This is a genomic window from Brevundimonas sp. (assembly GCF_036402095.1).
In the GTDB taxonomy this organism is placed as follows: domain Bacteria; phylum Pseudomonadota; class Alphaproteobacteria; order Caulobacterales; family Caulobacteraceae; genus Brevundimonas.
The window spans coordinates 1-13,420 of the sequence record NZ_DASWTO010000067.1; the positions used below are offsets into that span (position 1 = coordinate 1).

A 13,420-nucleotide genomic window follows, 5' to 3' on the forward strand; every position below is an offset into this window, starting at 1 on the left:
CGCCGCTGCAAGGCCCGCGCATCGCGGCGGCGCGGGTTCCCGCCGCCGCCGCCCGCCCGGCGGCCCAAGCGGGCGCGAGCGGGCTGACCGACCTGAGGACCGAGCGCACGGAGTACGGCGTCGACGTCACCTTCAGCCGCTTCGGAGCGGCCTATAACGTCAGCTTCCTGTGCGAGGGCGCGCCGGACTGCGCCGAGGCCGACGCCATCGCCTTCGCCGCCGGGCTGCGGCTGATCGGCGGAGGCGCGTCGTGAGGCGGCTGGCGCTGGCGGGGCTGCTGCTGACGCTGACAGCCTGCGCCCCGGGCGGCTGCCAGCAGACGGGCGCCCCCGAGACGGCCGATCCCAACCCGGACGCCGAGCCCCTGCCCGGCGATCCCGATCCGGCCCCGGCCGCCGAGCCGGAGACCCCGCCCGCCCCCGAACCCGTCACCTGGCCGCACGAGCCGGGCGGCGGCCTCTATCCCGGATCGGGCTCGGGCGCGACCGACGCCACCCTGTGGGCGGCCGGAATGCGCTTCCCGATCGAGGCCGCGCCCGCCTACGCCAATTCGCAGGTCTACGGCTACGGCGGCTTTGCGGCGCCGGGACCGGGGGGCCAGTGCGACGCCCGCAACTACGCCTATCCGTGGCGCGACAATTTCTGCGAGACCCGCTCGTGGACCAACGGCATGTGCCCGGCGGGCAAGGGGCATCAGGGGCAGGATATCCGCCCGGCCACCTGCGAGAAGAAGGTGCATTGGGCGGTGGCGGCCGAAAACGGCCGGATCACCTCGATCGGCAGCTATACGGTGACGCTGCTGGGGGACTCCGGGCGCATCTACCGTTACCTGCATCTCGACATGGCCGGGGTGAACGCCCTGTTCCCGGACGCGGCCTCGCGCACCGTCACCCGCGGCCAGCATATCGGCAAGGTGTCGGCGGACTTCGGCGGCAACGCCACCACCATCCACCTGCATTTCGAGATCAAGGCGGCGGTGGCCAGCGGCGGCGGGGCGACGGTGATGTTCGTGCCGACCTACTCCAGCCTGGTCGACAGCTACGGCCGGCTGCTGAACGGGGCGGCCTGAGCGGTTAGGTCCCGCGCGGCTTGGCCCGGGTGGTGGGTTCGGCCCTGGTCGGGTCCTCGGGCCAGGGGTGCCGGGGGTAGCGGCCGCGCATCTCGGCGCGGACGGCGGCCCAGCTGCCGGACCAGAAGCCGGGCAGATCCTTAGTCACCTGCACCGGACGGCGCGCGGGCGACAGCAGGGCGAGGGTCAGGGGGACGCGGCCGCCGCCGACGGCCGGATGGGCGGTGACTCCGAACAGCTCCTGCACCCGGATATCGACGCGGGGACCGCCCTCCGCGCCGTAGTCGATGGCGGCGGAGCCGAGGGGAGTGTCCAGCCGGGCGGGGGCCAGGTCGTCGAGGGCGCGCTGCCGGTCCCACGGGATCAGGGCGCGGAGACCCTGTTCGAGCGCGGCGTCGGTGACGGCGTCAAGCGCCTGGACGTCCTCAAGCAACGGCCACAGCCAGGTCTCCCGCTCGGCCGAGAGGCCTTCGTCCGACACATCGGGCCAGCCGTCGTCCAGCGTCCGCAGGAAGGCGAGGCGGGCGCGCAGGGCCGAGGCGCGCTCGCCCCAACGCAGGCTGCCCAGGCCGTCACGGTCGACCTCGGCCCTGAGGGCGGCGGCGACCTGGGACCGGTCGGGCGCGCCGACAACCTTCTCGTCGACCGCGATCGCGCCGATGCGGCGGATTCGCTTCAGGACCATGCGGCCGGAGGGCTCGCGCGCCAGCCGGTCTTCGACCTCGAGCCGGTGCTCCAGCGCGGAGGGATCGAGGGGCGCGGCGAGGCGGATGCGGTCGCGGGCGTCTCCGCCGCCGAGCTCGGCCACGGCCAGCCAGGGCTCGCGCGCCAGCGGATCGGTCGGATCGACGAAAGCCCCGCGCCCCGACGCCAGCAGAAACTCGCCCGGTTTCCCGCGCGCCTTCGCCACCCGCTCGGGGTAGGCCTCGGCCAGCAGGGCGCCGGAGTCAGCCTCGCCCCCCTGCCCGCCCCCGGCGGCGCGGGCCCAGCGATCGGCCAGTTTGAGGGCGTCGCGGGCGCGCTGGGAGCGATCGCGTTCCAGGCCGCGCAGGCGCTCGCGCAGGTCGGCATCGGTCCCGCCCAGCCCCGGCTCGGACAGGACGGCGGCGATGCGCGCGCCCAGCATGGCGTCGCCGGCCTCGCCCGCCGCGGCGACCATATGCGCCAGGCGGGGCGGCAGGGGGATGCGGGTCAGGCGGCCGCCATGGTCCGTCAGCCCTCCAGCGTCGTCCAGCGCACCGAGCCGCTGCAGCACCTTGCGGGCCTCGGCGAAGGCGCCGGCGGGCGGCTGATCCAGCAGGGCCAGACCCTCTGTTGTCCGCGCGCCCCAGCGGGCGAGGTCGAGGGCGAAGGCCGTCAGGTCCGCCTCGAGGATTTCCGGGCGCTGGTGCGGGACCAACCCGCGGGTCTGTTCCTCGTCCCACAGCCGGTAGCAGACGCCGGGCTGGGTGCGACCGGCCCGGCCGCGGCGCTGCCCGGCCGAGGAGCGGCTGACGCGGACGGTGGCCAGCCTTGTCAGGCCGCTGGACGGCTCGAAGCGGGGCACGCGCGACAGCCCGCCGTCGATGACCACGCGCACCCCCTCGATGGTCAGGCTGGTCTCGGCCACCGAGGTCGCCAGGACGACCTTGCGGCGCCCCGGCGCGGCCGGTTCGATGGCCCGGTCCTGCACCGCCTTGTCGAGCGCGCCGTACAGCGGCACGACGTCGACGGCGGGATCGCGCAGGCGTTCGTCGAGCCGCCGGGCCGTGCGGTGGATTTCCCCCTGCCCCGGCAGGAAGGCCAGCACCGAACCGGTCTCCTCACCCAGCGCCAGCAGGATCGCCCGCGCCATGGCGTCCTCGAACCGCTCGGCGGCGTTGCGGCCGAGATAGCGGGTCTCGACCGGGAACATCCGGCCCTCGGCCTCGATCACCGGCGCGTCCTGCAGCAGCCTTGAGACGCCGGCGATGTCCAGCGTCGCCGACATGACCAGCAGGCGCAGGTCGTCGCGGAGCAGGCTCTGGGTCTCGCGGGCCAGGGCGAGACCGAGGTCGGCGTCGAGACTGCGTTCGTGGAATTCGTCGAACAGCACCGCGCCGACGCCCTCGAGGCCTGGGTCGTCGAGAATCATCCGGGTGAAGACGCCCTCGGTGATCACCTCGATGCGCGTCCGGGGTCCGATCCGGCTTTCCAGGCGGGTCCGGTAGCCGACCGTCTCGCCGGGGCTCTCGCCGAGCGTCGCCGCCATCCGCCCGGCCGCCGCGCGCGCCGCCAGCCGCCGGGGTTCGAGCACAAGCACCCGGCCGCCGCCGAGCCAGGGCTGATCCGCCAGCGCCAGCGGCACGACGGTGGTCTTGCCCGCGCCGGGCGGGGCGGCGAGCACGACCGCATTGGCCGCGACGAGGGCGGCTTTCAGCGGTTCGAGGACGGCGTGGATGGGCAGCATCTGCTGCGGTCTACCCGCAACGGTCCCGGTCACGAAAGCATCGTCGGCCGTTCATCGATTGGAAACCGCGTTGCCAGCGGGGACAAGCGCCGCTAGCGTCCGCGCCATTGAAGGCGGTCCGGGGAGGACTCGCCGTATTCAGGGGGCGAGACTCTATGTCCGCAGAAGGCCTCAGGCCCAGGGGGAACCGTCTGTTCCTCAAGAAATCCGTAGCCCAGATCCAGAAGGAGGCGGCCAAGAGCGAGCTGAAGCGCTCGCTCGGCCCCATCAACCTGATGAGCCTGGGCATCGGCGCCATCATCGGCGCCGGCATCTTCGTGCTGACCGGTCAGGTCGCGGCCGACTACGCCGGCCCCGGCATCATGATCAGCTTCGTGGTCGCGGGCATCGCCTGCGGCCTCGCCGGCCTTTGCTACGCCGAGCTGGCCTCGACCATGCCGGTGTCCGGCTCGGCCTACACCTACGCCTACGGCACGCTCGGCGAGGTCTTCGCCTGGATCATGGGCTGGCTGCTGGTGCTCGAATACGGCATCGCCGCCTCGACCGTCGCGGTCGGCTGGGCCGGCTATGTGCTGGAGATCGCCAAGGACTTCACCTTCTCCGCCAATCTGTTCCCGGCCATCACCTACGCCGGGCAGGAAGGCGCGCAGTGGGCCACGCCGCTGATCGAGGCGGTGCGGGGCGACACCGGAACGACGCTGCAGATGACCGGGACGTTCAACCTCGTCGCCGCCATCGGCATCGCCGCCGTCTGCGCCCTGCTGGTGCTGGGCGTCAGCGAGTCGGCCAACGTCAACAACATCATCGTGGTCATCAAGGTGATCGTGCTGCTGACCTTCATCGGGGTCGGCGTCTCGTATGTGAACCCGGAGAACTGGGTGCCCTTCATCCCTGAAGCGGACCCGAACGAGCCGGGCCGCTACGGCCTGGGCGGCGTGTTCCGCGGCGCGGCGATCATCTTCTTCGCCTACGTCGGCTTCGAGGCGGTCTCGACCGCCGCGGCCGAGGCCAAGAACCCGTCGAAGGACGTGCCGATCGGCATCCTCGGCGCCCTGTTCGTCTGCACCCTGATCTACATGGCCGTCGCGGCCGTGATGACCGGCGTGGTGCCCTTCGCCGAACTGTCCAGCCCCGCGCCGGTGGCCGTCGCCATCGACCGCATGGACCTGGCCTGGGCGAACTTCGCCGTGCCGTTCGCGGTGGGCGGCGAGCTGAACCTGATCAACTTCATGATCAAGATCGGCGCCATCACCGGCCTGAGCTCGGTCATGCTGGTGCTGTGCTACGGCCAGACGCGCATCTTCTACACCATGGCCCGCGACGGCCTGCTGCCGAAGGTGTTCGCCAACATCCATCCGAAGTTCCGCACGCCCTGGCTCGGCACCATCCTGCTGGGCGCGGTGATCGCGGTCGCGGCCGCCTTCCTGCCCATCAGCCTGCTGGGTCAGCTGGTGTCCTTCGGTACGGCGCTGGCCTTCTCGATCGTCTGCCTGTCGGTGATCTACCTGCGGATCAAGCATCCGGAGCTGGAGCGGCCCTTCCGGGTGCCCGGCGGCATCATCACCGCCCTGCTCGGCATCGCCGCCTGTCTGTTCCTCGCCTGGCAGAATTTCTCGCCGATGATCGAGCAGGCCTTCCCGACCCCGGAGCAGCTGGCCAACGGCGTCGTTCCCGACCCGCTGACGCTGCAGCTGCTGGGTGGCTACGCCCTGATCGGCGCGGTGGTCTACGCCCTCTACGGCTTCTGGCACTCGAAGCTGGCCAAGGGCATCGACATCACGGACGATCCGAAGCTGTCGACTCCGGACCAGGCGCTCGGCGGCAACGTCGACAACGTCAAGGAGGACTGATCTCCGGATCAGATCGGCAATACGGCAAAGGCCCGGGAGCGATCCCGAGCCTTTCGCTTTTCGGCGGGCTCCCCTAGAGGCTGTGGGCAGGACCTGGCGGATGTGGCGGAACTGGTAGACGCACTGGATTTAGGTTCCAGCGCCGCAAGGCGTGGAGGTTCGAGTCCTCTCATCCGCACCATCCTGCTTCGCGCCCGTGGCGCTTCGCAGGACTTGTCCAGCGGGGCGTCAAGGGGCGCGAAGCAGGATGCCCTGCGAAGCCCTGGCGAAGCAGGGCTGTCCGACAGGATCGTCTATCGCAACAGCGTCCTGGCCATACCTACTATGTTCTTGCTTTGTTCCGTTTCGCTGCTATCGTCCATTCATGGCTGAAGCAGCGAAGGGTCGGGGGGCGCGGTCGAATGCGACCGGGCGGTTCGAACCGGAGACCGTCGAGGCCTTCGACGATGGCTGGACCAGCGACGATGTCGAGGCGGCGCCCCTGCGCACCACCCTGACGCCCGAGCACGCCCGGACGATCATCGCGCGGAACACCAGTCCGGATATCGGTTTCGACCGGTCAATCAACCCCTACAAGGGCTGTGAACATGGCTGCATCTACTGCTACGCCCGTCCGTCCCATGCCTTCATGGGCCTATCCCCGGGCCTGGATTTCGAGAGCCGGATCTTCTTCAAGCCCGAGGGAGCGCGTTTGCTGGAGCAGGAGCTCTGCAGGCCCCGCTACGCCTGCAAGCGCATCCACATAGGCGGCAACACCGATCCCTATCAGCCGGTCGAGCGCGACCTGGGATCGACGCGGTCGATCCTCGAGGTGATGCAGCGGTTCCGGCACCCGTTCAGCATCATCACCAAGTCGGTGCTGATCGCGCGGGACGCGGACATCCTCGGGGCCATGGGGCGCGAGGGACTGGCCTCGGCCTTCGTCTCGATCACCACCCTCGACCGCGGCCTGGCCCGGGCCATGGAGCCACGCGCCTCGACGCCGGCGAAGCGGCTGGAGGCGATCAGCCGGCTGGCCGAGGCGGGCTGCCCCGTCGGCGTCGGCTTCGCGCCGGTCATTCCCGGGCTCAACGATCACGAACTGGAAGGCGTGCTGGAGGCGGCGGCGAAGGCGGGGGCGACCTCGGCCATGTACGTGACCCTGCGCCTGCCGCTGGAGATCAAGGATCTGTTCCGCGAGTGGCTGGCCGACGCCCGGCCGGAGCGGGCGGCGCGGGTGATGTCGCTGATCCGGCAGACCCGCGGCGGGCGCGACTACGATCCCGACTGGAACCAGCGGATGAAGGGGACCGGACCCGTCGCCGAGCTGATCGCGGCGCGGTTCAAGGCGGCGGTGAAACGCTACGGGCTGGACGGGCCGAGGCATGCGCTGGACGAGAGCCAATTCCGGGTCCCGGCGGAGATGAAGAAACAGCTGGACCTGTTCGATATGGCCAGCTGAGGCGCGGAGGCTGGACAGTCATCCGGCGGGAGGTCGTAATGCCCCCGGATCCGGGGAGGGGAGGCCATGGCGTCAAGGATGTTCAGACTGACGGCCGGCGTGGCGGCGGCGGCCCTGTCCGGCTGCCTGAAGGTCGAGGTGCCCGAGGATGCCTTCTTCTGGCCCGAGAGCCGGCTGGCGCAGGAGCAGATGGTGCTGGCGCCGAACCCGCCGCCGCAGGGCTCGGAAGCCCTGACCCTGGCCTATGCCGGCGGAACGATCGGAGCGACGCGGATCCGGACCTCGGCCGCGCCGCGGCCGCTGATCCTGTTCTGCGGCGGCAATCTGTTCCGGCGCGGCGCGGCGGGCGGTTTCGCGGCCGCCAAGCTGGCGCCGTTCGGCGACGTGTTGATGTTCGACTATCCGGGCTATGGCGACACCGGCGGCGAGGCGACGCTCGCCAACTTCAGCGCCGCCGGCGCCGTAATGGCCGCCACCGCCCGCGCCCAGGCCGACGCCGAGGGCCGGCCGCTGATCGCCTGGGGCCATTCCCTGGGCGGGGTGGTGTGCGCCGACGCGGCGGTGAAGGCGCGGGCCGATATCCTCGTGCTCGAAACCACCACGCCGGGCGCACGCGCCGCCGTGGACCAGCAGGTAGGACTGATGCGACCCTTCGTGCGGGTGAACATGGCGCCGGCGCTGGCCACGATCGACGTTCCGGCGGCCCTGGAGGGCTTCGGCGGGCAGATCCTTGTGCTCGAAGCGGGCCGGGACGAGACGCTGGCGCCGTCGCTGAGCCGCAGGCTGGCGCACGAGCTGGAAGTGCGCGGCCTGAGGGTCGAGCGGCTGGTGTTCCCGAACGCGGGCCACAACGACGTCGGCCGCCAGCCGGATTTCGAGAGCCGCGTCGCCGCCGCCCTCGCCCCCTAGCGCCGGAACACGCCGACCAGTTCGACGTGGGCCGACCACAGGAACTGGTCGACGGGCGTGACCCGCTCCAGCCGGAAGCCGGCGTCGATCAGCCCCCGCGCGTCGCGGGCGAAGGTGACCGGGTTGCAGGAGACGTAGACGACGGTGCCGGCCCTGGTCTGGGCCACCTGCAGCGTCTGTTCCATCGCCCCGGCGCGCGGCGGATCGAGCACGATGGCGTCGCAGCCGCGCAGATCGTAAGGGGCGAGCGGGCGGCGGAACAAGTCGCGCGCCTCGGCCGTGATCGGCTTCAGCCCCTTCGCCGTGCCCATGCCCGCCCTCAGCGCGGCGATGCCGGCGGCCGAGGCGTCCGCCGCCAGCACCGGCGCAAGGGTCGCCAGCGGGAAGGTGAAGGTTCCCGCGCCGCAGAACAGGTCGGCGATCTTCCTCGCGCCGCGCACCGCCCCGACCGTCCGTGAGACCATCGCCGCCTCGGCCTCGGGCACGGCCTGGAGGAAGCCGCCCGGCGGCAGGGGCACGGTCGCGGCCCCGAAGGTGACGACCGGCTGGCGCGACATCACCAGCGTCTCGCCGGCGAGGCTCAGGCGGGCGAGATCGGCGGCCGTCGCGGCCTCGATGGCCCGCATCTGTGCGTCGCGGGACAGGCCGCCGCTACGGCGCTCGACGCCGGTGACGTCGACGTCCAGCCCGGTCAGGGTCCAGGTCACATGCAGGGTCGGGGCGGATTTGGGATGTTCGAGAAAGGCCTCGGCCACCCGCGACAACGCCGGAAGGGCCGCGACGAGGCGAGGATCGGCCACGGGGCAGACCCGGACTTCCACCAGCCGCCAGCTCTTGCGCGCCTTGAAACCGAGCAGGACGCGGCCGTCCTCGCCGCGCCGCGCGTGCAGGGCGAGGCGGCGGCGCGTGCCCGGCGGAACCGCGACAGTGGGTTCGACCTCAGCCTCGATCCGCTCGCGGGCCAGGGCCAGCCGGACCTGCTCCCGCTTCCATTCCAGATAGGGGCCGGCGGCCCAGTGCTGCAGCGAGCAGCCGCCGCAATCGCCATAGTGGGGCGAGACCGGGACGACCCGCTCGGGACTGGCGACCACGATCTCGACGGCTTCTGCGCGGCCGTCGCGCACCACGGCCCGCACGGTCTCGCCCGGCAGGGTCAGGGGTGCGAACACCGGGCCGGCGGGGGTTTCGGCGATCCCGTCGCCCTGCCCGCCCACGCGCGCGATGGTCAGCGTTTCCGTCATCGGGCGCTTCTAGAGGTTCCGCGCGCCCCGGCAAACATGAACGAAGATGAACGGCGCGCTCAATGGCCGTTCAGCTTCGCGGCCTTAACGATGAATGCAACAGACCGGGGCGCCGTTCGTTCGGCCTCCGCCCACCGCAACCGAAGCCAGGATCGATCCGATGTTCGCCCGTCTGACCGCCACCACCGCCGCCGTCGCCGCCGCCGGCATGCTGGCGGCCCCCGCCTCGGCTTCGGCCCAGGCCTACACCTACCAGGGCGCGCAGGCCTACGGCTCCGCCTCCTACGGCCAGCCCTACGGCTATGACGACCGCTACGGCTATCAGGACCGCTACGGTTCGGACCGCTACGGCTACGATCGCCGGGACGACTACTGCACCAGCCGCAGCGACCGGGGCGCGGCCGGCGCCGTGATCGGCGCCACCGTCGGCGCCGTGGCCGGTTCGCAGATGGCCGCCCGCGGCCGCCGCACCGAAGGCAGCGTGCTGGGCGGCGTGCTCGGGGCCATGGTCGGCGCCGGCGTCGGCAGCAGCTCGGGCCGCGATTGCGACCGTTATTACGGCCAATCGGACTATCGCTACGAGGACAACCGGTACGGCTACCAGTCCTATGACCGCTACGACGACCGGTACTACGGCGACAGCCGCTACGACGACTACGGCCGCTCGGACTACGACTACGACCGCCGCTACAGCAGCGGCTACCAGTCGGGCTACGGCGCGGACCGGTACGGCTGCCGCACCGTCGAGTCGACGACCCGGACCCGCGACGGCCGCCTGATCACCCGATACGAGCAGTCCTGCCCGGACCGCTACTGACCGGATCGCGCCGCTGATTATTTTTCAGCCCCCCTGTCGATCGGCGGCGTGACGGAGACCCCCGGTGGAGCAATCCACCGGGGGTTTTTCCTGTCTGCAGCGAGCGCTATCGCTCGCCGCGCGGCGGCCCATTGCCTGAGCGCCTTGCCCAGAGCAGAAATTCCACGTTGCCGTCGCCGCCGGTGACCGGGCTTTCCGTGGTCGCCTCGACGGCCCACCCCTGCCCTTCCAGCCAGACGGAAACCCGGTCGAGCGCAGCCTGACGGGCGGCCTGGTCCTTCACCACGCCCCCTCGCCCGATATCGGACCGGCTGTCCATCTCGAACTGCGGCTTCACGAGCGTGACCAGATCGGCGTCCGGCGCGGCCAAGGCCAAGGCGGCGGGCAGCACCTTGGCGAGGCCGATGAAGCTGGCGTCACAGACGATCAGTTGCGGCGGTTCGGGGATCAGCGCCGCCGTCAGGTCGCGGGCGTCGGTGCGTTCGAGGTTGATCACCCGCGGATCGGCGGCGACCCGCGGGTGCAGCTGGCCGGAACCGACGTCGACGGCATGGACGCGGGCCGCGCCGCGATCAAGGCAGACCTCGGTAAAGCCGCCGGTCGAGGCGCCGACGTCGAGCACGACGCGGCCGTCGACGGGGACCGGCCACAACGACAGGGCGTAGTCCAGTTTCAGGGCCCCGCGCCCCACCCAGCGGTGGGCTTCGGCGTAGGCGAGGACGGCGTCCTCGCTCACCGATTGGGAGGCCGATTTCGCGGGCGCGCCGTCGACCGTGACTCCCCCCGCCTCGATCGCCGCCTTCGCCTTCGCCCGGCTTTCGGCCAAGCCGCGCGCGACCAGCAGCTGGTCGAGCCGGCTCCTGGTCACCCCACCGTGTCCAGACGGGCCAGGGCGGCCTGCAGCCTGGCCTTGCCGGCCTCGGCCTCGGCCAGCTTCCCGCGCTGCTCCTCGACCACCTCGGGCGCGGCGCGAGCGACGAAGTTGGGGTTGCCGAGCTTTTTGCCGACGTGGGCGATGTCGCTGTCGAAGGCGGCGATCTCCTTCTCGAGCCGCGCCCGCTCAGCGGCGAGATCGATGATCCCGGCCAGCGACAGGGCCGCGGTGGCGCCGCCGGAGACGAAGGTCACGGCGCCCGCCGGGGCGGTCTCGGCGATGGCGGTTTCAGATACCCGGCCGAGAGTCAGGAGCAGGTCACGGTGGCGGGCGATCCGCTGCGCCGTCGCGCTGTCCGGCCCGATGAAGGCCAGCGGCGGCTTGGCCGAAGGCGGCACGTTCATCTCCGCGCGCAGGGCCCGGATCTCGGTGACGAGGTCCACCAGCCAGCCGATCTCGGCCTCGGCCGCCGGATCGATGAAGGCGTCCGGCAGGTCGGGCCAGGCAGCGCCGATCAGGGCCGCCTCAAGGCGCGGCGCGCCCTGGTCCGACAGCTTGTCCCACAACTCCTCGGTGATGAAGGGCATGACCGGGTGCATGAGTTTCAGCGTCTGGTCGAGCGTCCAGGCGGTCATGGCCCGGGTTTCCGCCTTCGCCGCCTCGTCCGTGCCGGTGAAGACCGGCTTGGCCAGTTCCAGATACCAGTCGCAGAAGACGTTCCAGACGAAGCGGTAGAGCGCCGAAGCGGCGTCGTCGAAGCGGCCGCCCTCAATGGCGGCGGAGACCTGCCGTTCGGCCTTCGTCAGCTCGCCGCGAATCCAGCGGTTGATGGTCTGGTCGACGGCGGCCGGGTCAAAACCCTCGACGCGACGGGCCTCGTTCATCTGCGAGAAGCGCGCGGCGTTCCACAGTTTGGTGCCAAAGTTACGATAGCCTTCAATGCGTTGGCGCGACAGCTTAATGTCACGTGTGCCCGACAGGATGGCCATGGTGAAGCGCAGCGGATCGGCCCCGAGTTCGTCGATGATGGTCAGGGGATCGATGACGTTCCCCTTCGACTTGCTCATCTTCTGGCCCTTCTCATCGCGGACCAGGCCGTTGATGATCACGCGCCGGAACGGCACTTCATCCATGAAGTGAAGACCCATCATCATCATCCGGGCGACCCAGAAGAAAATGATGTCAGCGGCCGTCACGAGGTCGGAGGTCGGATAAAAGCGCTCGAGATCCTCCGTCTTCTCCGGCCAGCCCATGGTCGAGAACGGCCACAGGGCGGAGGAGAACCAGGTGTCGAGAACGTCTTCGTCCTGGTTCAGCGGGGTCTCGGCGCCGTAGTGATGGCGGGCGGCGGCGCGCGCCTCGTCCTCGCTCTCCTCGACGAAGATGGTCCCGTCCGGCCCGTACCACGCCGGGATGCGGTGGCCCCACCACAGCTGGCGCGAGATGCACCACGGCTCGATGTTTCGCAGCCACTCGAAATAGATCTTCTCGTAGCTCTTCGGCTCGAAGGTCGTATCGCCCTGCTCCACCGCCTTGATGGCCGGCTGCGCCAGGGTGTGGGCGTCGACGTACCACTGGTCCGTCAGCCACGGTTCGATGACCACGCCGGAGCGGTCGCCGTGAGGGATGACGTGGCGCGTCTTCTCGATCTCCTTCAGCCAGCCCTCCTCTTCCGCCCGGGCGACGATGGCCTTGCGGGCGGCGAAGCGGTCCATGCCCTCGTAGTCGGCGGGCACATCGGGCGTATCCGCGGCGGTGATGCGGCCGAAGGCGTCCATGACGTTCAGGGCGGCCAGACCGGCGCGCTTGCCGACCTGGAAGTCGTTGAAGTCGTGAGCCGGCGTGATCTTCACCGCGCCCGATCCCTTGGTCGGATCGGCGTAGTCATCGGCGACGATGGGGATGCGGCGGCCAGTGACAGGCAGGACGACGGACTTGCCGACCAGACCGGCGTAGCGCGGGTCGTCCGGGTGCACGGCCACGCCGGTGTCGCCCAGCATGGTCTCGGGCCGGGTGGTGGCGACGACGATGAAATCCCGGGTCTCGTATCCGGTCGGCTGGCCGTCGCCGTCGTACGCGACCGGATGCTCGTAGGTGACGCCATCGGCGAGCGGGTAGGCGAAATGCCAGTAGAAGCCGTCCATCTCGCGCTGCTCGACCTCGAGATCGGAGATGGCGGTCTGGAAATGCGGGTCCCAGTTGACCAGCCGCTTGTCGCGATAGATCAGGCCCTCGCGGTGCAGCTGGACGAAGACCTTGCGGACGGCGGCGTTGAGACCCTCGTCGAGGGTGAAGCGCTCGCGACTCCAGTCGCAGGAGGCCCCCAGCCGGCGCAGCTGCTGGACGATGGTTCCCCCGCTCTCGGCCTTCCACTCCCAGACCTTGCCGACAAAGGCGTCGCGGCCCATCTCGCGCCGGCCCATGTTGCCGTCGGCGGCCAGCTGGCGCTCGACCACCATCTGGGTGGCGATGCCGGCGTGATCGGTCCCGGGCAGCCACAGCACCGCCTTGCCGCGCATGCGGTGATAACGGGCGAGGATGTCCTGCAGGGTGTTGTTGAGCGCGTGGCCGATGTGCAGCGAGCCGGTCACGTTCGGCGGCGGGATGACGATCGAATAGGCCTCGGCTGCGCCGTCCGTCTTCGGCGCGAACACGCCGCTTTCCTCCCACATCGCATACAGGCGGGGTTCGGCGGCTTTCGGGTCGAAGGTCTTGTCGAGCATGGGAGGGGAGACTTCAGACAAAAGAGAAAGGGCGGCCCCGACTGGAGCCGCCCCGGAACGATCTAGCC

General features: G+C 70.7%; 10 protein-coding genes and 1 tRNA gene. 7 read left to right on the forward strand and 4 right to left on the reverse strand.

Annotation, left to right across the window (positions count from 1 at the left end):
* Together VGD32_RS05660 and VGD32_RS05665 are read left to right on the forward strand one after the other, a co-directional pair.
* A partial coding sequence (locus VGD32_RS05660) for a hypothetical protein (protein WP_331030930.1) occupies positions 1–254 on the forward strand: 254 nt, incomplete at its 5' end.
* Positions 251–1,069 carry a M23 family metallopeptidase gene (locus VGD32_RS05665; RefSeq protein ID WP_331030931.1) on the forward strand — a complete coding sequence of 273 codons (819 nt, stop codon included), beginning with the start codon at positions 251–253 and terminating at the stop codon, positions 1,067–1,069. The genes VGD32_RS05660 and VGD32_RS05665, both read left to right, overlap by 4 nt.
* Positions 1,070–1,073: 4 nt before the next feature.
* On the opposite strand, the gene hrpB is transcribed toward VGD32_RS05665, so the two are convergent.
* Positions 1,074–3,497, reverse strand: coding sequence for an ATP-dependent helicase HrpB (hrpB, locus tag VGD32_RS05670; RefSeq protein WP_331030932.1), 2,424 nt, complete (start codon positions 3,495–3,497; stop codon positions 1,074–1,076).
* Positions 3,498–3,652: 155 nt separating this feature from the next.
* Here hrpB and VGD32_RS05675 point away from each other — a divergent pair, with 155 nt between their 5' ends.
* The 4 genes from VGD32_RS05675 (at position 3,653) to VGD32_RS05690 (ending at position 7,697) form a co-directional block, all read left to right on the forward strand.
* Positions 3,653–5,347 (forward strand): amino acid permease, encoded by a 1,695-nt coding sequence (locus VGD32_RS05675; RefSeq protein ID WP_331030933.1) that lies wholly within the window; start codon positions 3,653–3,655, stop codon positions 5,345–5,347.
* Between the two features lie 96 nt (positions 5,348–5,443).
* Positions 5,444–5,528, forward strand: a tRNA-Leu gene (locus VGD32_RS05680).
* A 183-nt stretch (positions 5,529–5,711) separates the two neighbouring features.
* Complete coding sequence (locus tag VGD32_RS05685) at positions 5,712–6,788, forward strand: PA0069 family radical SAM protein (RefSeq protein ID WP_331030934.1); 1,077 nt, start codon at positions 5,712–5,714, stop codon at positions 6,786–6,788.
* Positions 6,789–6,866: 78 nt separating this feature from the next.
* Positions 6,867–7,697: an alpha/beta hydrolase gene (locus tag VGD32_RS05690; RefSeq protein ID WP_331030935.1), complete on the forward strand. Its 831-nt coding sequence runs from the start codon at positions 6,867–6,869 to the stop codon at positions 7,695–7,697.
* Here VGD32_RS05690 and VGD32_RS05695 read toward each other — a convergent pair.
* On the reverse strand, positions 7,694–8,938 hold the full coding sequence (locus tag VGD32_RS05695) for a class I SAM-dependent RNA methyltransferase (RefSeq protein WP_331030936.1): 1,245 nt from the start codon (positions 8,936–8,938) through the stop codon (positions 7,694–7,696). The genes VGD32_RS05690 and VGD32_RS05695 overlap by 4 nt on opposite strands.
* Before the next feature lie 160 nt (positions 8,939–9,098).
* Between VGD32_RS05695 and VGD32_RS05700 the strand changes: the two genes are divergently transcribed.
* Complete coding sequence (locus VGD32_RS05700) at positions 9,099–9,755, forward strand: glycine zipper 2TM domain-containing protein (protein ID WP_331030937.1); 657 nt, start codon at positions 9,099–9,101, stop codon at positions 9,753–9,755.
* A gap of 106 nt (positions 9,756–9,861) precedes the next feature.
* On the opposite strand, the gene VGD32_RS05705 is transcribed toward VGD32_RS05700, so the two are convergent.
* Positions 9,862–10,623: a TlyA family RNA methyltransferase gene (locus VGD32_RS05705; protein ID WP_331030938.1), complete on the reverse strand. Its 762-nt coding sequence runs from the start codon at positions 10,621–10,623 to the stop codon at positions 9,862–9,864.
* Positions 10,620–13,352 (reverse strand): valine--tRNA ligase, encoded by a 2,733-nt coding sequence (locus tag VGD32_RS05710; protein ID WP_331030939.1) that lies wholly within the window; start codon positions 13,350–13,352, stop codon positions 10,620–10,622. Before VGD32_RS05710 ends, VGD32_RS05705 begins: the two co-directional genes overlap by 4 nt.
* Positions 13,353–13,420 lie beyond the last annotated feature (68 nt).

Excerpts from the sequence above, each read along its gene's own strand:
- VGD32_RS05710 (WP_331030939.1), bottom strand. The coding sequence starts at position 13,352 with ATGCTCGACAAGACCTTCGACCCGAAAGCCGCCGAACCCCGCCTGTAT.
- VGD32_RS05700 (WP_331030937.1), top strand. The coding sequence starts at position 9,099 with ATGTTCGCCCGTCTGACCGCCACCACCGCCGCCGTCGCCGCCGCCGGC.
- VGD32_RS05675 (WP_331030933.1), top strand. The coding sequence starts at position 3,653 with ATGTCCGCAGAAGGCCTCAGGCCCAGGGGGAACCGTCTGTTCCTCAAG.
- VGD32_RS05685 (WP_331030934.1), top strand. The coding sequence starts at position 5,712 with ATGGCTGAAGCAGCGAAGGGTCGGGGGGCGCGGTCGAATGCGACCGGG.
- hrpB (WP_331030932.1), bottom strand. The coding sequence starts at position 3,497 with ATGCTGCCCATCCACGCCGTCCTCGAACCGCTGAAAGCCGCCCTCGTC.
- VGD32_RS05695 (WP_331030936.1), bottom strand. The coding sequence starts at position 8,938 with ATGACGGAAACGCTGACCATCGCGCGCGTGGGCGGGCAGGGCGACGGG.
- VGD32_RS05690 (WP_331030935.1), top strand. The coding sequence starts at position 6,867 with ATGTTCAGACTGACGGCCGGCGTGGCGGCGGCGGCCCTGTCCGGCTGC.